The sequence below is a fragment of the Larkinella bovis genome, assembly GCF_042655385.1.
In the GTDB taxonomy this organism is placed as follows: domain Bacteria; phylum Bacteroidota; class Bacteroidia; order Cytophagales; family Spirosomataceae; genus Larkinella; species Larkinella bovis.
Genome location: NZ_JBHSMA010000016.1, coordinates 16,428 through 35,839, shown reverse-complemented (window position 1 = coordinate 35,839; position 19,412 = coordinate 16,428). Strand labels below are relative to the sequence as shown.

Sequence of the window (19,412 nt, the reverse complement as noted above, 5' to 3'; positions counted from 1 at the left end):
CAGGACCTGAAAGACAACGGCAAAGGCAACGGCAGCCACGGCTACCGCTGGGATACGGCCGAGGAGTTGAAGAACAACCAGTCCTACCAGGTCTGGGGCCGGGTTCAGGGCACGACCTATCTGCTGAAAGGGTCTCCCAAGACCTTGACCTGCACTGGTAACAACACGCCAACGCCCCCAACCACCCCAACCACGCCGACGAACCAACCGCCGGTGGCCCCCACGGTGGTGAGTCTGACAGCGACGGTGAATGTGGCTTACCAGACGGTTTTGCCGGTTTTTACCGATCCAGAAGGGGGCACGCTGACGTATGCGGTGAGCGGTTTGCCGACGGGGCTGAGTTTTGAGGCCCTTAGCCGGAGCTTGAGCGGGACGGTCACCACGGTGGGAAGTTATTCTGTCACCTACACGGCCACCGACAACCAGAATGCCAAAACCAGTGTAGAGCTGACGCTGACGGTGAATCCGGGCACTACTACCCCGACCCCTCCAACCACGCCGACTACCCCGACCACTAATCCGTTGGTTCTGCTGGCGCCCGACTACGATTGCCAAACCGGGCGAATCACCTTCCGGACCAGTGGAGGAGACAACACAACCATTGAGTACCGGGCCGACGGGGTAACCGATTGGACGACTACCTCAACGCATACGTTGTTACTGACGATGCGGCAGGGCAGTACGCTGGACATCGAAGCCCGGCAAAGCGGGAAGGTTATAAAATACACGTATAAAACCGCTTGTAATAACGGCAAAAGCCCGCTCCCTGATCAGGTAATTACCAAAGGATTGTTCCATACCTTTACGTTGCCGGAAGCCGGAGCGGGTGTGCAGATGGAAGTGATCGGTTTGCCCGATGGCATTACTTACAATGCCTCCAACCGGACGGCCAGCGGGAGACCGCAAACCGCCGGGGAGTATATGGTGACCCTGAAAAGCACGACTTCGGATCAGAAAACCTACAGTCTCACGTTTAAGCTGACAGTACGGGAGCCCCAACTGACCGTTCAATTGATGAAAGCCGGTAATGCCTCGGTTCGTCAGGTGATTCAGGAATTGATCAATAACAGTTCGATTACCATCAGTAGTTTGCCGGAGCGGGTCAATTTCTTCTGCACCTCCAATGTGCCGGTTGGCAGTATTGCTTTTGCGCTAACGGGCGCTTCGTCCAACAATTACGTCGATAACCAGACACCTTTCGGGCTGTTTGGCGACGACGACGGTTTCAAACCGCTGGCTGGAACGTATATTCTGCGGGTGGCTGCTTTCACCGGTGCCAACGGTAGCGGGGAGACGATCATCACCAAAAATATTGCGTTCTCGTTCGTGCAAAGCGGGGGCCGGATCGCCATCACGGCCGAAAATGCCGAAACCGCCGGTAGCGAATGGCTGGTTTACCCCAACCCGGTTCGGGAAGTAATCAATCTGACGGCGCCGGCACATGGGGTAACGAAACCGGGAACCGCCGTTCCGTACACCTTCTCGCTCTCGTCGGCGAACGGGACTCAGTGGGAATTGAAGGGGCAGGTTGTTGATCCGGACCGACGCAAAATGATGATCGATGTGGAGCCCCTGCAACTACCAACCGGGGTATATTTCCTCCGGATTCAGAACGAAGACGGGGTTCTGAAAGTAATCAAGGTGCTGAAACAATAAGTCTAGTAACATAACGTCGTTTAAAAAGCCACCGAATCCGGTGGCTTTTTTTACATCATAACGACTGCCCCGACCGGTTTTCGACGCTCAATCTTGCGGTGATTCGGTTTGCTGGTGGTACAGGGTCAGGCCGGCAATCGGGTTTTCCAGAATGCGCCGAACCGTAAAGCCCTTATCGTTGGCCACCTGCCGGAGAATATCGCTATAGTAAAAAGCCACCGAGCCGACGAAGTGAATCGGCAACTGGGCCGAATCCGCAAATTTGCGGATATAGGTGTCGAAAAACAGACTGAATGCGTCGTAAACGATCTGGTAGGCAACCGGATGACTGCGGTTATCGAACAGAAATTTGGAAAAAGACGCGAAATACCGGTTTGGAAAAGGCTGTTTATAGGCATGTTCCATCACCGTCAGCCGGTCTATGTTCGGGTAGCGTTTCTGAAATTTTCCGGCCAATTCGGTCGGCAACTGGCCGTGCAAAAACCGGACGACCAGCGTTTTTCCCAAATAACCCCCGCTTCCCTCATCACCCAGCCAGAAGCCGAGCGAACCGCTCAGTTGGGCAATGTCACGCCCGTCGTACCGGCACGCGTTGGAGCCGGTGCCGAGAATGCAGGCAATACCGGGCTCGTGGTGGCACAGCGCCCGGGCCGCTCCCAGCAAATCGCTGTTGACCTGCACGTGCTGCGCATCCGGAAAAACCGTCCGGATCGCTCGTTCGACCACCCCACACGATTCGGGGCTGTTGCAGCCGGTACCGTAATAAAACACCTCCGTTACCGTTTCTTTAACGGACGGTAACAGACTGGTTTGCAGTTCGGCAGCAATCGCGGCACTATCCTGGTAATACGGGTTGAAACCGATGGTTCGGGCCTGGTTGACCTCGCCATTGGTGGAAAGAGTTCGCCAATCGGTTTTGGTGGAACCGCTGTCTGCGATCAAGATCATTTCGGGACGCTGGTTGGTGGTTAACTGATTAATTTTCCGACCGGTTTGAAGCGACCGAACACCCATTCGCCATGGGGTGCGTCGATCAGTTCGTCGGTGAGATCCTGGCCGGCCCAGTGTTCGTAATGCTTGCCGTGGCGCCAGAGCCGACTGGACGAAACATCGTAAATGATACCCCGGTAAGCACACCAGATTTCGTCGCGGTCGGAGCCGTTGCGAAGCGCCAGTTGCGAACGGGTGTATTCTTTCAGGAAATCACTCTTTTCAAGGCTCATAAAGCAAAACAATGGGTCCGGCAAAAATGCAACGTTTACGCCTAAGTTTAGGTATTGGTTTCGTAAAAACCTGTAACTTTAACCGCTTACTGATGAACACCATTACGTCTATCTATTTTTGTCATATGAAAAAAAATACACTGATCGCCTTTGTTACGGTTTTGGGTCTGTTTGTGATGTTGACCGGTTGTAGTAAAAGCAAGGTAAAACCGCTTTCGGAGCGAATTGCCAAAAACTGGTCGGCCCAAAAAGTGGAAGAAAACAATGTGGTCGTATACACCAAGGGGGGGACTGGTAACGTCAGACCCGGTTATTCGCAGTATGCGCTGGATCTGAGCAACCCGCCAACCGTGGTGATTACCCAGGTCGATGGCTTCAAGTCAACGGGGCAGTATGAAGTGCAGGGCGATACGAAACTGATCCTGAAAAACCTGAGCCCGGCCCCCACCGATGGCCCGACGATTGAATTCACGATCAATTCCTCGTCGGATAATGCACTGGAAATCACCCGGACAACCGCCGATCGGAAAACCGGTGGGACAACCAATAAATATACCCTGTCGAATCCGTAAGTGGCTTGCTACCCGGGTCGATACCGATCGAAGATAGTTTCTGATTATTTTTGCCGCTTTCGAACCGAAAGCGGCTTTTTTGTTTTAGTAACGGTATGAACACACGAACGGAATTGGAATCATTGGGCGAAATTGGCCTGATCAACCGCATCAATCAGGAATTTGGCGCTCCGACACGGCCGGAAACCGTGCGGGGTATTGGCGATGATGCGGCCGTGATCGACACCGGCGGCCCCGATTACTGGCTCATTTCCACCGACATGCTGCTGGAAGGCGTGCATTTCGATCTGGCGTATACGCCCCTGAAGCACCTCGGTTTCAAAGCCGTTGCGGTCAATGTCTCCGACATTGCCGCCATGAACGGAACACCCCTGCAGATTACGGTTAGCGTGGCGCTCAGCAGCCGGTTTTCGGTCGAAGCAGTGGAAGAATTGTATGCGGGAATTAAAGCAGCCTGCGAATCCTATCGGATCGATCTCATTGGGGGCGATACAACCTCCTCCCGTTCCGGGCTGGTCATTTCCGTTTCGGTAACCGGTCGGGTGCCCAAAGATAGAATTGCGTACCGCAATACCGCCCAACCCAACGACGTGGTTTGCGTAACGGGCGATTTCGGGGCAGCTTACTGCGGGCTGCAGCTCTTGGAACGCGAGAAACAGGTATTTCTGGCCGATCCGACCATGCAGCCGGAAATCAGCGAGGATAAATCCTACGTGCTGGAACGTCAGCTACGGCCGTCGGCGCGCACCGACATTGTGTATGAACTTCAGGATTTGGGAGTCGTACCGACCGCGATGATCGATGTGTCGGACGGGCTGGCGTCGGAACTGCTGCACATTTGCACGCAATCCAAAACCGGGGCGGTGATCTTCGATGAAAACATTCCCATCGACGATGTTACCTACTTGGTGGCGACCGAATTAAACCTGAGCCCGCTGACGGCGGCCCTGAACGGCGGAGAAGACTACGAACTGCTGTTTACGATTCGTCCGCAGGAATTCGAGAAGTTAAAAAACCACGCCCGCATCACGCCCATCGGTTACCTGACCGACAAACCGGATTCGGTGTTGTTAGGTACCAAGGCGGGCCAATATACTCCCTTAAAGGCGCAGGGCTGGAAACACTTTTAAACTAATGAAGGATGACCGGGTTTTTCCTATCCATTCACCGGTCATCCTTCATTAGTTTTATACGAACTTATACAAAGTGGGCGCCGTGGTTTTTGGCGTCGGCCACAAACTCTTTTACTTTTTGCTCTTCTTCTTTGGGGCAAATCAGCAGAACTCCGTCGAATTCGGCCACAATAAAGCCTTCTAGTCCGCTGATAACCACCAATTTGTCTTTTGGTGTTTTGATGATGTTGTTGTTGGCATTGTAGAGCAGGTGCGTACCATCCGTTACGTTTTCATTGGCGTCCTTGTTCGATACTTCGTACAACGACTTCCAGGTGCCCAGGTCCGACCAGCCAAAATCGCTCAGCACGACGTAGACATTCTTGGCTTTTTCCATGATCCCGTTATCGATGGAAATATTTTTGCAGAGCGAATACGCCTTGTTGATAAAAACGTTTTCTTTTTCGCTAAAATACGCTCCGTCGCCTTCGGCAAAAATATCGGCAATTTCGGGCATGTAGGCTTCGAAGGCTTTGCGAATGGCCTGCGCATTCCAGACAAAAATCCCGGCATTCCAGACGAATTCGCCACTTTCCAGAAACTGTTTTGCCAGTTCAAGGTGCGGTTTTTCGGTAAACGTTTTGACCTTTTTCGTTCCCTGATTATCCGAATCCGGAATATACTGGATGTAACCGTATCCCGTATCCGGGCGGCTGGGCTGAATGCCCAGCGTGACCAGAATGTCCTGATCGGCGGTGGCGGCCAAGGCCGTCCGGATGGTGCTACGGAACTCTTCTTCCTTTAAAATAATGTGGTCGGCTGGCGCCACGATCATGTTGGCCTGCGGGTCCTGCCGGGCAATTTTATAGGCAGCGTACGCAATACAGGGGGCGGTATTCCGGCGAACGGGCTCGCACAGAATCTGATCGTCACTCAGGTAAGGAAGCTGTTCTTTAACCAGTGCGTGGTATTCGGCGCTGGTAACGATATAAATATGTTCTTTAGGGCAAATTCCGTCAAATCGTTCGGCCGTTTGTTGCAGGAGCGACTTACCGGTTCCGAGTACATCGTGAAACTGTTTGGGGTTGTTGGTGCGGCTAAATGGCCAGAACCGGGTCCCAACCCCGCCCGCCATGATAATAACATACGTATGGTTCATACAAAAGTATTTTCTGCTAAACATCAAACCCCTTAAATTGGCAACGGGGTTCCTAAACTACAAGGAATGCGCTTAAAAGTTAGTCAAGGATGGTTATTCTTATCGAAGAAATGCCAGTGGCAGACAGAGGGAAAAGACAAAAATACGAAATAAAACAGAGGTTTTTTGAGTAACCGTGGTCATCATTCTATTAAGGTATTAATTCAGGTCGATCCAGTCCCGATGTTGCTTAAGCCCGAACTCCCGAAAACGCAAATAAAGGGTTAAGGACAGCCGGTTGGCTAACGTCCTTATTGGGACTTGTTCTGGGTTTATAGGTTTATGATGATTTGTGTATTTATAAAATTTTAACCAGTTAGATTCGCATTTACAGATCAATATCCGTTTTGTTGCGGATCAGAAAACGAACCTTATTATGAGAAAAAGTTACAGGCGGCTTTTACTGGTTGTAGGATTCTGTCTTACCGTTCCTGCATGGGGTTGGGCGCAAACCAAAATTACCGGAAGTATCCTCGAAAGTGGCTCTAAAAATCCACTCATTGGGGTCAGCATCACGGTGAAAGGAACGGTTGCCGGAACAATTACCGATACGAAAGGCCGGTTTTCATTAACAACAGCCATCCCGACACCGCTGACGCTGGTGGTTTCCTCGGTGGGCTTTCAACCCCGGGAGCTGGTGGTGGATAACCAGACAGACGTGAAAATCGAACTGGAGGAGCAGGTTATGCTGGGGCAGGAAGTCGTGGTATCGGCGTCGCGGGTGGAAGAAAGCGTCATGAAATCCCCGGTTACGGTCGAAAAAATAGACATTCGCGCCATTCAGTCGGCCCCTGCTGCCACCTTTTACGACGCGTTGCTTAACCTGAAAGGTGTTGACATGAGCACGCAAAGTCTGATGTTTCGGTCGGTCAACGTACGCGGTTTTAGCGCCAATGGCAACACGCGGGTGGTTCAACTGGTCGATGGTATGGACAATCAGGCACCGGGGCTTAACTTTTCCGTCGGGAATATCGCCGGGATGTCGGAACTGGATGTGGAAAGCGTCGAACTCCTGCCGGGTGCGGCTTCGGCCCTGTACGGTCCCAACGCCATCAATGGGCTGGTCTTGATGAACAGTAAGAATCCATTTCAGTTTCAGGGTCTGAGCGCCTACGCCAAAACCGGGATTATGTCGGCCAGCAACCGAAGCAAGGCTACCACGCCCTTCTACGACGCAGGCATTCGTTTCGCCAAAGCCTTCAATAACCGGCTGGCGTTCAAGATCAGTGCATCGTACATCAGCGCCGACGACTGGCAGGCCTCCGACCAGCGCGATCAGGGTTTTGCCAACGGTTTTACCCTGGCTAACGGAACCCGCCAGAACAATCCGGGATACGACGGGATCAATATTTACGGGGATGCCAGCGCCAATTTAAGCGCCTTTCAGAGTACGGTAGCGCAATTGTTACCGCTGCCTCCGGCGCAGATTGCTTTGGTCTCACCGGAGCTGGCGCAAATCATCGCGGGCGTCAATCAGCTGTCGTCGGCAACGAAAATCCCAGCGACTCAGATTGTCAATGAGGTGTTGCTGCCTAATGTGACGGTTTCGCGGACGGGCTACGCCGAAAGTGAGCTGGTCAATTACAAAGTCAACAGCCTGAAACTGAACGGCGCTGTTCATTATCGGCTCAACGATAACCTGGAGGCTATTTTGCAGGCCAACTGGGGAACCGGCACGACCGGCTATACGGGCCAGGACCGGTATTACATCAAAGGCTTTAGCATTGGGCAATACAAAGCGGAGTTGCGCGGATCGAACTTTTTTGTACGCGCCTATACCACGCAGGAACGCTCGGGGGATTCGTTCGCAATCAGTCTGCTGGGGCAGGGCATCAACGAAGCCTGGAAACCGAGTCTGGACCAAAGCAATCTGATCGGGTCGTGGTTTCCGCAGTACGCCTTTACCTACGCGGGCGGGGCTCTGCAAATCATTAATCAGGCTTTAGCGGCTAATCCAACCGATCCGCAGGCGGCTTTGAATGCGGCTAAAAACCAATCGAACGCCTTGCATACGGCGGCTCGCGCAGCTGCCGATCAGGGGCGGTTTTTGCCCGGTACCGCTGCGTTCGAACAGGCGGCTGCTACGGTTTCCGGTCGGTCATTGCCGGGTACGCTCCCCAACCTGGGCGCTAAATTTCTGGACAGAACGAACCTGTACCACGGTGAGTTTATGTACAATTTCGGCAAGCTGCTCGATCCGGCGACGGTTGAACTCATCGTGGGGGGCAACTTCCGGCAGTACGCCCTGAACTCCGGGGGGACCATTTTTGCCCTGGATGAAAACGGCGACGAATACAAAATCAACGAGTACGGCGGTTATGCGCAGGCGGCCAAAACCGTGGCTGATCTCCTGAAGCTGACGGCGTCGGTCCGGTACGATAAAAACGTCAATTTCAAGGGACAGTTCAGCCCCCGGTTATCGGCGGTTTTGACGCTGGCGAAGGTGCACAATGTCCGGGCGTCGTTTCAGCGCGGGTTCCGGATACCAACCACCCAGTCGCAGTATATCGACCTGAACACGCCCACGAGCCGTTTGATTGGGGGATTGCCGCAGTTTAGAGACCGGTATAACTTCGGAACCAACCCGGTGTATACGCTGGAATCGGTTCGGGACTTTGGGGATGCGTTGCAAAAAGGCGTTGCGCTGCCCCAGGCGGCCCAGTCGTTGCAGCGGTATCAGCCCCGGCAGTGGGATCCCGAACGGGTTGAAACCTACGAGTTGGGCTACAAAGGCCTGGTTAAAAACCGGCTATTTATCGACGCCTATTATTATTACAACCGGTTTCTCAATTTTGAAGGAGCGCAGGTTGTGGTGCAGGGGGCTCAACCCGCGACGAGCGCCGACCCGAACTCGTTGCTGCAACTCATCGGTGGGACTACCCGCACGATCTATAGTTTTTACGTCAATGCACCGGTTCAGGTTAAAAACCACGGCTGGGCCGTCGGCGCCGATTACCGACTGCCCGGCAATTTCCTGATTGGCGGCAATGTCGCCTTCAACGATCTGGCCAACCGGGGCTCCCTGCCAACCGGTTTTGTCACGTTCTTTAACTCCCCCAAATACCGGTATAACCTGTCGTTCGGAAACCGGAATATCCGGAATAGCGGTCTCGGGTTCAATGTGGTTTTCCGGCATCAGGACGGGTTCCTCTGGGAGTCTAGTTTTGCCAATACGGAAGCTACCCTGCGGCAGCAAACCCGAATTCCGGCCTTTGGTTCGCTCGATGCGCAGGTGAGCAAACGAATTCCGGGCCTTAAATCGATCCTGAAAATCGGCGGGACCAACGTGCTTGGTAAACTGTATACGCAGGCCTGGGGCAACCCGAGTGTTGGGGGCATGTATTACGTTTCGCTGACGTTCGACGAATTGATGAATCGTTAGCCGATTTCCGGCGTTCCCTAGAACCGGCGGTTTTCGTAAGACCGCCGGTTTTTAATGGTCTGCAATCTGAATCAGATCGTCGACGGTATTGATGATCCGGACATTGGGCGGAGTTTGAATATCCTGACCAACAACCTGATAGCCCGTGAACAACAGTTGCGAATTCGAAAAACGATGGGCTAATTTATCCACAAACGGCTGTACTTCGTGGTTGCTGGGTGAGGAGGTAATCGCTGTGAAGAGGTAATCCGGTTTGTGAAAATCGTACACAAACTCCAGTTCGGCGAAGGGCAGGCTTTGGCCCAGGTAAATAACTTTGTTCTGCCGCGCCCGGATCACATAATTGGCAAACAGCAGCCCGATTTCGTGTAGCTCGCCTTCCGGCAAAAACAGCAGGTATTTTTTGGTGTCCGGCTCCTGTTTCGTCACCTGGCCGTCGATGGCAACGATGATTTTCTGCCGAATAAGATTCGAGATAAAATGCTCCTGGGCAGGACCGATCGAACCCGTTACCCAAAGGGTGCCAATCCGGCTGAGAAACGGGTAAATGATGTGAACCATCGTGTTTTCGAAGCCGAATTGCAGGATATTCGTGCTGATAATTTTATCAAAACGATCCTCGTCCAGATCGATCATCGCCAGGGTCAGGGCGTGAATCTGGTCAGGATAATTAAGTTTTTGGTCCGAAATCGTGATTACTTCCCGGGCCATTTCACTGAGCGACATCCTGGAGATCTCCGAGATTTTAAAACCGTGCTCTTTCAGCAACGAGATGTTCAGCACCAGCTTTAAATCCACGTCGTTGTAGGTCCGTATATTGGTATCCGTCCGCTTGGGAGAAATAATGTTATAGCGTTGCTCCCAAATTCGAAGCGTATGGGCCTTAATTCCGGAAAGCTGTTCGAGGTCCCTGATCGAGTAATTACTCATGGGAATTGTACAAAGTATAGTCGTCCTGAATTCGATTCATTGAATAACAGACGATTTATAAAGGTCCTGGTTTTACAATTTTAGGCAATTAAACGTCAGAGAACAAGTAAGATGCCCCGACATCCTGTTCCGGCTTTCGAATGACCGCCGGTTTAAAATAATAGAAATCAGCTACTAATCCGCTTCGATGGCGTCAACAAAAACCGGATGGCCACAGAATGTTTTATTATTCGGTCAGAAAGAAGACGATTATATTGGCAATAAAAAACAGAAACTGAAGGAGCAGCAACGGAAGCGCGAGCCGGTTTTGCTTGCGAAACGGCAACCCGTACCAGATGGCGAGAAAGACGAGGGAGACAATCCACCAGCCTAAATAATTCCGGATCGGAACCTCGGCTTCGAACCAGTGCCAGAAGTCGAGCCGAATCGCTACCGGTTCGATCAGTGTATCCAGCAGCACCATCAGCGAAGCCGCCAGCATGGTTTTCAGGTAAACCGGGACAGAAAGCCGGTCGCAGATGACGCCACAACAGTAAGTTAACAGCAGCCAGTTGATGCCAATGATAACCGGGACATCCCAGAGCGCCCCGCCCAGCGTAGGACCGTAGGCATAATTCCCGAATACAAAACCGGTTTGTACACCCAGCACTTCAATCAGAAAACCGAGCACAATAACCAGCACACAATAGAACAGAAAAGGCCGGTTCCAGTCGGTATGAAAGAGCAGTAACAACCCCAGCGAACCCAGCAGATTAAACGGTACCAGACTTCGGAAAAGCGGAGCCAGCGACGGCAGGTGTAAACCAATAACCCCGGCGATGTGCGCCAGAATCAGGAGGATCAGGACAGGGTAATAGAACCGTTGGGACATGATGAAAGGCGGTATCGGAATAAATCAATGACAAAAACAGCGTCGAAACTGTTGCGAAACCGCCGGGCGGTTTGGGTGAATTCATACAAAAAAGCCCCTAAAACAACTGTTTTAGGGGCTTGGGAGAAAGACGGGTCTCGAACCCGCGACCTCCAGAACCACAATCTGGCGCTCTAACCAACTGAGCTACATCCTCCGTGTATGGACTGCAAAGGTAAAAAAAGAATGATGAATTAGGAACGATGAACGATGATTTTTTATTTACTGACGTTTACATCGTCCCTAATTCATCATGGAGACTAAACCGCCTGCTGATACCGTTCGTCGGCACCTTTCCAGTCGACGAGGTTCCACCAGGCTGCTACATAGTCCGGGCGTTTGTTCTGGTATTTCAGGTAATAGGCGTGTTCCCAGACATCCAGACCGAGAATCGGCGTGCCTTTGGTTTCAGCAACGTCCATCAGGGGGTTATCCTGATTCGGCGTAGAGGTAATGGCCAGCTCACCACCGGAGGTCACAACTAACCACGCCCAGCCCGAACCGAAACGGGTCGTAGCCGCCTTGGCAAATTCTTCCTTGAACGCATCGAACGAACCGAACTTCTGGGTGATGGCGTCGGCCAGTTTACCCGTTGGTTCGCCACCGCCATTGGGCGACAGAATGCTCCAGAAAAACGTATGATTCCAGTGTCCTCCGCCGTTATTCCGAACCGCTACCGGATAGTTGCTGACACCCGACACCAGTTCTTCGAGTGATTTCCCTTCCAGTTCGGTGCCTTTAACGGCATTGTTCAGGTTGGTCACATACGTATTGTGGTGTTTACCGTGGTGAATTTCCATCGTCTGTTGGTCGATGTGGGGTTCCAGCGCGTTGCTCGGATAAGGCAGGGGAGCTAATTCGAAAGCCATATTGTGATGTGTTAAGGTTAGACATACAGTAAAGTTGTCAAACGCGATAACAGCGACTTTTCGATTTATGTTCGTAAGCCCCGAAAAAAGTTGCGGAGTAAAGAAAGACTTTCGTCGGCTAAAACGCCGGTTGTGACGCGCGTTTTGGGGTGTAGCAGCGAGGGCTGCACGTTGGAATAACCGCGTTTGGGATCGGGCGCCCCGATAACGATCCGGCCGATCTGGGCCCAGGCTAAGGCACCGGCGCACATGGCGCATGGTTCGAGCGTGACGTATAACGTGCAGTCCGTGAGGTATTTGGAGTTTAAATACTGTTCGGCGGCTGTCAGGGCCAGCAATTCGGCATGGGCGGTTACGTCGGTCAGGCGCTCGGTCTGGTTGTAGCCTTTGGCAATGATGCGGTTTCGACCAACGACTACCGCGCCGACCGGAATTTCGCCTTCCTCAAACGCAGATTCGGCCAGTGCGAGTGCCATTCCCATGAAATATTCGTCGTCAAACATGTGGGTGACGGTTTTTGCTTCTTCCGGCCCGGAAGAAGCAAAAATTACCGTTTCATAATCTTTCGTACCGTTTTCCGGTCGCCAATCTGAATTTGCAGGAAGTAATACCCGGCGGTCTGCTGGCTCAAATCCAGGGTGGTCTGTCGCTGACGCGTCGTTAGTTGCCGGGTAACACGTCCGGACTGATCGGTCAGTTGCAGTTGAGCGGGCGCTTTTTGCAGCGGTAGATCAATATCGACCGTCACGATATTTTCGGCCGGCACCGGGAACACCTTCACGGCGGTCAGCAGCGGATCGGGCTCCAGTCCCAACACCGGAAGCACCCGGATGATGGCCGTTCCGGTTGCGGTACCTACCCCGCAGCCGTTGGTTACCGAACTAGCGGTATAGGTCGTGGACGAAACCGGCGTTACCGAAACCAGGTGCGGATTGCTACTGGTCGTCAGCTTGGATATTTTCGAACCTTCAGCGTATTCAAACGTCCAGGGACCATCGCCCGTAAACGCGAAGGAAAGCGGAGCACTTTCGTTGTCGTAAATGTCTTTTGTGCCGGTCAGCGTCACGGTCGGCAGCGCCCGGATGTTCAGGATGGTCGAACTGCTGCTGCCCGGCACCGGCACCTGCGGATTCGTGGCCGTAACGCGTACGCGGTACAGGCCCTGCGCCACGGTGGTCGGAATCGGAGCGGTAATCGGGCTTTGCTGGGCGCCTGCTGCGATCTCAATCTTGTTGGCAAAAGCCGTATCGGCGACTGTTGCTATTTCTACCCGGAACGAATTCCCCGGCGTAAACTCTCCGGCGGTGGTGAAGGGCACCTGAATGGGGGTGCCGACGCAGAGCGTGGTTACCGAAAGCGGACTTGTCGTTACGGTCGGTACGATGGCGTTGACCGTAAAGGTACCCACCGGCGTACCCGCTCCGCAGGAATTCGTAATGTTTGTAATCTGGTAAATGGTAGTTTTTTTCGTTGGTAAAAGCTGAATCTCTTTCTGCAGGGTTTCCGACGTTCCGGATGTTCCGTCCGAAATTGTATAGCTGAACGGCGGTACGCTGGTGAACGAGATGGTCACCGGCACGGTTTTGCCGAGATTAACCGTCGCATTTCCTTCGATTTTGGCCGTCGGCGGAGCGTTGATAATCAACCTGATTTCGGCCTTCCGGCTTTCGCAACCGTTGGATCCTTTTTGCGTAACGAAGTAGGAATCACCTTCCGGTTTGGTGGAAATATTAGTCGTTGGCGGGATTGGGGCGGTTTTCGAGGTCGCGCCGTACGGATTGATCCACGTCAGGTCCTGACCGGTGGCTTCCAGCGGTTTTGCCACGGCATTCTGGCAATACGTTACCGGTGTCACCACCGTTGGTTTGGGCGTTACCTTCACTTTGTACGTAATCGTCAGCTTATCGCTTTCGCAGCCATTGACGGTTTGGGTCGTTTTGTACGTGTAGGTAATTTCCTGATCGACGTTCGTGCCGGGCGTGGGCGCACTACCCAATCCATTGTTATTGATGTCAAACCATTTCAGATTTTCGCCGGTAGCCGATAACGTTTCAACCGGCGCATCCTGGCAGACTTCCTTGCTAGTGGCGGTTGGAGCTACCGGCTGGGGTTTGATAACGATTTTGGCCGCGATGCGCGGACTTTCGCACTGGTTAACGGTTTGCGTAACAAAGTACGTAAACGTCCCGGCAGTATTGGTATTCTGCACCGGTGCGGCTTCCGAGGCTGTGCCACCGGTTTGGGCGGTATACCATTTCAGCTTTTCGCCGGTCGCTTGCAGGGTAACAGGGGATGAGGTGTTCTGACAAACGTCCGGTAAACTGGGAACAGTCGGGGAACTGGGAATCGCAAAAATTTGGACCTTGATCGGAGCCCGGTTACTCTCACAGCCATTAGCGCCCGTTTGGCTAACGTAGAACGTAGATTCCGTGACTGCTTTCGTATCGGGTATTGGGGCGGCCGTCAGTGCCGGCGTACTGATCGCAGTAGCGTACCATTTTAGCGTTCCGCCCGCTTCGGCCGTGGCCGACAGTGGAACGGCGGTTTCTGCCTGGCAATACCGGATATCCTGGACGGTTGGGAGGGCAGGTCGAGGCTTGATGACTACCGGCAGACTGGCCCGCGCGCTTTCGCACCCGTTGATGGTTTGACTGACGTAGTAATTGAAGGTGCCGTCGGCGTCTGTGGCTGGCAGAGGGGCGGTCGAAGAACCTGTTCCGCCCGTGGCGTTGGTGCCATACCAGTTCAGGCTGCCGCCACTGCTAACGGTTGCCGTCAACGGAAGCGACGTCATGCCCTCGCAATAGGTCAATGAAGTTCCCACCGTTGGGGCTGTCGGTTGCGGTTTTACGGTGACGGCCAGACTGGCCCGCGCGCTTTCGCAACCGTTGATCGACTGACTAACGTAGTAGGTAGTGATACCTGTCGTACTGGTCGGGGGGGTGGGAGCGGTTGCGGAAGCGGTGCCGCCGGTGGCGCTGGTACCGTACCAGTTCAATTGCCCACCATTCGAAGGGCTGGCGGTTAAGGCCGTAGCCGGAAGGTTCTGGCAGACAGAAAGAGACGTTACCCCCGGAGCCGAAGGCGTGGCAGAAACCGTTACGGTGATGCTGGCGCGGGAACTTTCGCACGTGCCAATGGTCTGACTCACATAGTACGTACTGGTGCCGGGGCTGGTGGTCGAAGGGGTCGGTCCAACGGCTGTGGCTGTTCCTCCCGTAGGATTCGTGCCATACCAGTTTGCCGTTCCTCCGCTACCGACAATGGCCGTTAACTGACTGGCCGTCGCACCCTGGCAATACGAAAAGGAGGCTGTTACGGTTGGAGCTGCCGGTTTTGGTGTTACGGTAACAACGATCGCTGTTCGTGGGCCTTCACACCCATTGACCGTTTGACTGACGTAGTAGCTGGTGGCTCCGACACTGGTGGTCGTCGGAACCGTGGCCGTTGCGGAAGCGGTGCCTCCCGTGGCATTGGTACCGTACCAGTTCAGCGTGCCGCCACTCGAAGCCGTGGCGACGAGTGCATTCGCCGGGCCATCCTGGCAATAAGCGGAAGGTGTTGTGGTGGTGGGAGCTGCCGGGATGCTTCTAACCGTTACAACCAGTGAAGCCCGGGGGCTTTCACACCCATTGATCGACTGACTAACGTAGTAGGTGGTGGTACCTGTCGTACTGGTCGGGGGGGTGGGAGCGGTTGCGGAAGCGGTACCGCCGGTGGCACTGGTGCCGTACCAGTTCAGCGTAGCGCCGTTAACCGGTGTGGCCGTTAGAGGAGAAGCCGGGGCATTCTGACAAAAGGTGACCGGGCTGGTGCCGGGTGCCGCTGGTGGCGCTGTTACAACTACCGTAATCTCAGCCCGTTCACTTTCGCAGCCGCTGGCGGTTTTCTGGCTAACATAATATTTGGTTGTTCCCGGTACGCTGCTGGAAGGAGCTGGTGCTGCTGGGAGAGCCGTGCCGCTGGAGGGAGTTGTGTACCAATTCAGGGTCGCTCCAGCGCCCGCGGTCGCGCTCAGGGGGGCCGTTGTGGCATCCTGGCAATAGATCGGTGCCGTACCGGTTAGAGGGACAGAAGGCCGGGCCGTAATAACCAACGAAGTAGCACTAACGCTGCCATTGACAACGGGATTGGACGAAACCACCCGAACGCGGTAGCCGGTGCCGCTAAGGCCGCTCGGAATCGTCGCGTTGATCGGACTGGTCGTGCCGGTTCCGATGTCGGTATAAGGCCCGGTTGCCGGAGCGAGCTGTACTTTGAAGCTGTTTCCGGCGGCAAATGTGCCGGAGGTGGTGAAAGGAACCGTAATTGCGGCACCGGCGCAAAGGGAAGAAGCTGACAATGCACCTGTGGTAATCGTCTGGGCCGCAGCTATGCCAATATTTCCCGAAAACACAACCAGCAGGAGCCAATACAGACGTAGAGTTTTATTCATAACACATCCGGTTAAGGAGGAGTGGATTTGTTCAACTTTCTCGTGTTCAGAACGATTCGCCAAAAATACAAATTACATCGACTGATATATAATCTCGTGAATCTGCCGGCGAATTTTTTGGGTGTTGATGAGGGTGTTTCCGGCGCTGGGGTGAACGCGGTTGGAAAGAAAAATGAAGACAAGATCGTAATCCGGATCGACCCAAATAACGTTTCCGGTGAAACCGGTATGGCCAAACGAGCGGGGGGATACCTGGGCAGCATGATAAACACTGTTCCCATCGACTTCGGGCTTGTCCCAACCCAGAACGCGGTGGCTCCGGTCGCTCTGGGTGCGGACAAAAAGCGGGACGGTTCCCGGCATCAAAAACCGGCGACCGCCGTAATTGCCCCGTTGCAGGTTCATTTGCAGGATTTTGGCAATGTCGTTGGCGTCACCGAATAAACCGGCATGGCCCGATAACCCGCCCTGCAAAGCCGCCAGTTGATCATGCACTGTGCCTTGTAAGAGGGAGTTTCGGAAATAGGTATCCTGCTCGGTGGGTGCAATCCGGCAACCCGGATGACATTGGAGCGGGTTGAAGCACAGGGTGGAAATGCCCAGCGGTTTATACAAATTCTCGGTCAGGAACGCGTCCATCGGTTGTTGGGCAACGCGTTCGACCAGTTTTTGCAGAATGACAAAACTTAAATCGCTGTAAACGTAGTTATAGCGTCCGTCTTCGTCCATCCGGCCCGTCAGCGGTGTCCGCACGATCCAGTTCCAGATCGAATCGCGCAGGGCAGGAACCGCGTATAGATTCGGGCCAACCTGCAACGAATGCAGGCTATCCCGAACCGTCGTGAATGCGTTGATGGCCGGGGCTTTTGAACGTTCGATGGCCCTCGACAAACCGGCCGGTAAACCGGTCTGGTGCAGCAGAACATCGCTGACGGTCATGTTCCGTTTGCTATTGTTCTGAAACTCCGGGAGATAAGTCGCTACTTTCTGGTTCAGATCGATGGCCCCGCGCTCGTTCAGAATCATGACCGCCTGCAAGGTGGCCAGCACTTTCGTCAGCGACGCCAGATCGTACAGTGTTTCGTCGGTAACGCGTTCAAAATTGTTATAAGCCAGCGTACCGAAGCTTTTATCGAAAACCACTTTGCCTTTTCGGGCTACCAGCACCTGACAGCCGGGGAAGGCCTTGTCGCGAATGGCTTTTTGAACGACGGTTTCGATATGGCGCAACTGGCCGGAACGCATGCCTACACTTTCGGGCAGGCTGTAGGCCAGTCGCTGGCTGGGCGCTGTCAGTAAACCGTTGCCAATTTTCCAGTCGCCAATGGTTACCGGCATGACGCCTTTGGCCGGAACCGCCCCGAACAATACCTGCGGTACGACGCGCTGCATGTCCTCTCCGTCTTCGTACGCGCACAAAACCGCATCGGCGGGTGTTCCGACAAACGGGCGAAGGGCGTAGGCCGAGCCAAAGGCGCAGACAACCACCCGAACGCCTTTCTGTTTCAGGCGGTTAACCAAGCTCAGCGAAGCATTCGTTACGCCGTAGTTCCAGCGGGCCGAGGGACTCATCCGGTGAAAACCGATCACCACCAGATTCGCGTCACCGATCTGCGTCAGTATTTCATCGACACTATGCTCACCTGCCGGTTTTTCGGCGTACGTCAGTTGCTTGAACGGAGCGTAGCGTCCCAGCATTTTCTGGAACGTATTGCCGTAATCCGTACCGATCGATACCGAAGCCAGCCGAACGGTGTCCAGGGTAGTGATGGGTAATAAGTTGTTGGTGTTTTTGACCAGGGTAACCGCTTGCTCGCAGAGTTCCTGTTTGAGCAACTGTGCTTCCGAAGAATTCAGGTCACGGCTGAGGTTTTCGAGTGAAACAGGCTTGTATTTATTCAAACCCGTCCAATACTTGGCCCGCAGAATTTTCTTGACTTTTTCATCGATCAGTTCCTGCGAGATTTTTCCTTCGTCGATGGCTTTGGCAATTTTGTGCACCGCGTCGGGGACGTTTTCGGGATACAGCAGCACATCATTGCCGGCCATCAAGGCACGCAGGTTAATCTCCTCCGCCGGTAATTTACCGATTCCGCCCATATTCAGGGCATCCGTAAACACCAGCCCCCGGAAACCCAGTTCTTTTTTCAGGAGATCGGTCACGATCTTTTCCGACAACGTAGCCGCCAGCCGGGGGGTATTGTCAACATTCGGAACATGCAGGTGGCCGGTGACCACGCCCATCAGACTATCGGCAATCAGCTTCCGGAACGGGTATAGCTCCATATCATGAAGTTGGGTATAGGAGCGGCTGATGGTTGGCAGGGTAATGTGTGAGTCGCTGCTGGCGTCGCCGTGGCCGGGGAAGTGCTTGGCGGTGGCAATGACGCGGGTATGTTGCAACCCTTTCATGTAAGCGGATGCTTTCAGGGCCACATTTTCGCGGGACTCACCGAACGAGCGGTTGCCGATGACGGGATTCGACGGATTGCTGTTGATATCGGAAACCGGGGCAAAATTGATGTGAATGCCGAGCCGCTGGCATTGCCGACCGATTTCGGCGCCCATCCGGTAAATGACCGCCGTATCCTGGATGGCACCGAGCGTCATTTGTTTCGGAAAATCCATCGTACTGTCGAGACGCATGCCCAGGCCCCACTCGCCGTCGATGCCAATCAGCAGCGGAACGTTGGCGGCTGCCTGATACCGGTTGGTCAGCACGGCCTGGCGATAAGGCCCGCCCTGAAAGAAAATCAGCCCGCCGATGTTGTAATGGCGGACCAGGGTTTCGATGTATTGGTAGTGAGATTCGTCGCGGTTGGAAAAGGTGGCCACCATGAAAAACTGGCCGATTTTCTGTTCCCGGGTCATGCTCCGGAACACACTGTCTACCCAGCGTTGCTGCTGCGGGGCCGAGCCCCAGACTTCAACCGGATGCGCATTTACTCTAGGGTGCCACGTGTGGTTTTTGGGCGCACGCACCGCCGGTGTCTCTTTCGAAAAAGAAGCTAAAAAAGAGGTTGATAACAACGCTTGATGCCAGGAGGACCGGGTCAATCCGGAATGACTCCATCCAAAAGCTGTCAAAAAACCAGCCATCAACACAGCCAACACTACCCGAGAGA

General features: G+C 53.9%; 13 protein-coding genes and 1 tRNA gene. 4 read left to right on the top strand and 10 right to left on the bottom strand.

From position 1 onward, the window contains the following. Positions 1-1,656, top strand: a 1,656-nt coding sequence (locus tag ACFPMF_RS26110; protein WP_379850743.1) for a putative Ig domain-containing protein, incomplete at its 5' end; no start/stop codon positions are given. 87 nt (positions 1,657-1,743) lie between these two features. Here the strand turns inward: ACFPMF_RS26110 and ACFPMF_RS26105 are convergent. Both ACFPMF_RS26105 and ACFPMF_RS26100 read right to left on the bottom strand, forming a co-directional pair. Beyond that, entirely contained in the window at positions 1,744-2,604 is an 861-nt protein-coding gene (locus tag ACFPMF_RS26105) for an N-acetylglucosamine kinase (protein ID WP_379850741.1), read from the bottom strand. Between the two features lie 20 nt (positions 2,605-2,624). After that, positions 2,625-2,879: a cytochrome b5 domain-containing protein gene (locus ACFPMF_RS26100; RefSeq protein WP_379850739.1), complete on the bottom strand. Its 255-nt coding sequence runs from the start codon at positions 2,877-2,879 to the stop codon at positions 2,625-2,627. Between the two features lie 125 nt (positions 2,880-3,004). Between ACFPMF_RS26100 and ACFPMF_RS26095 the strand changes: the two genes are divergently transcribed. Together ACFPMF_RS26095 and thiL are read left to right on the top strand one after the other, a co-directional pair. After that, positions 3,005-3,451 (top strand): hypothetical protein, encoded by a 447-nt coding sequence (locus ACFPMF_RS26095; protein ID WP_379850737.1) that lies wholly within the window; start codon positions 3,005-3,007, stop codon positions 3,449-3,451. 95 nt (positions 3,452-3,546) lie between these two features. Beyond that, entirely contained in the window at positions 3,547-4,581 is a 1,035-nt protein-coding gene (thiL, locus tag ACFPMF_RS26090) for a thiamine-phosphate kinase (protein ID WP_379850735.1), read from the top strand. A gap of 67 nt (positions 4,582-4,648) precedes the next feature. On the opposite strand, the gene ACFPMF_RS26085 is transcribed toward thiL, so the two are convergent. Beyond that, a complete protein-coding gene (locus ACFPMF_RS26085) occupies positions 4,649-5,722 on the bottom strand; it encodes a mannose-1-phosphate guanylyltransferase (protein ID WP_379850733.1) in 1,074 nt (357 codons plus the stop codon). Between the two features lie 415 nt (positions 5,723-6,137). Between ACFPMF_RS26085 and ACFPMF_RS26080 the strand changes: the two genes are divergently transcribed. Further along, entirely contained in the window at positions 6,138-9,143 is a 3,006-nt protein-coding gene (locus ACFPMF_RS26080; RefSeq protein WP_379850731.1) for a TonB-dependent receptor, read from the top strand. Between the two features lie 51 nt (positions 9,144-9,194). On the opposite strand, the gene ACFPMF_RS26075 is transcribed toward ACFPMF_RS26080, so the two are convergent. The 7 genes from ACFPMF_RS26075 to ACFPMF_RS26045 all read right to left on the bottom strand — a co-directional run bounded on the left by ACFPMF_RS26075 (position 9,195) and on the right by ACFPMF_RS26045 (position 19,269). Next, entirely contained in the window at positions 9,195-10,073 is an 879-nt protein-coding gene (locus ACFPMF_RS26075; protein ID WP_379850729.1) for a MerR family transcriptional regulator, read from the bottom strand. 226 nt (positions 10,074-10,299) lie between these two features. Then, positions 10,300-10,944 carry a carotenoid biosynthesis protein gene (locus ACFPMF_RS26070; RefSeq protein WP_379850727.1) on the bottom strand — a complete coding sequence of 215 codons (645 nt, stop codon included), beginning with the start codon at positions 10,942-10,944 and terminating at the stop codon, positions 10,300-10,302. A gap of 121 nt (positions 10,945-11,065) precedes the next feature. Beyond that, positions 11,066-11,141, bottom strand: a tRNA-His gene (locus ACFPMF_RS26065). Between the two features lie 102 nt (positions 11,142-11,243). Then, complete coding sequence (locus tag ACFPMF_RS26060) at positions 11,244-11,852, bottom strand: superoxide dismutase (RefSeq protein WP_379850725.1); 609 nt, start codon at positions 11,850-11,852, stop codon at positions 11,244-11,246. A 65-nt stretch (positions 11,853-11,917) separates the two neighbouring features. Continuing rightward, positions 11,918-12,355: a nucleoside deaminase gene (locus ACFPMF_RS26055; RefSeq protein ID WP_379850723.1), complete on the bottom strand. Its 438-nt coding sequence runs from the start codon at positions 12,353-12,355 to the stop codon at positions 11,918-11,920. A gap of 44 nt (positions 12,356-12,399) precedes the next feature. Further along, the gene (locus tag ACFPMF_RS26050) at positions 12,400-16,287 is read right to left on the bottom strand and encodes an Ig-like domain-containing protein (protein ID WP_379850722.1); all 3,888 of its coding nucleotides are present in this window, start codon (positions 16,285-16,287) and stop codon (positions 12,400-12,402) included. 72 nt (positions 16,288-16,359) lie between these two features. Further along, positions 16,360-19,269: a glycoside hydrolase family 3 N-terminal domain-containing protein gene (locus tag ACFPMF_RS26045; RefSeq protein WP_379850720.1), complete on the bottom strand. Its 2,910-nt coding sequence runs from the start codon at positions 19,267-19,269 to the stop codon at positions 16,360-16,362. Positions 19,270-19,412 lie beyond the last annotated feature (143 nt).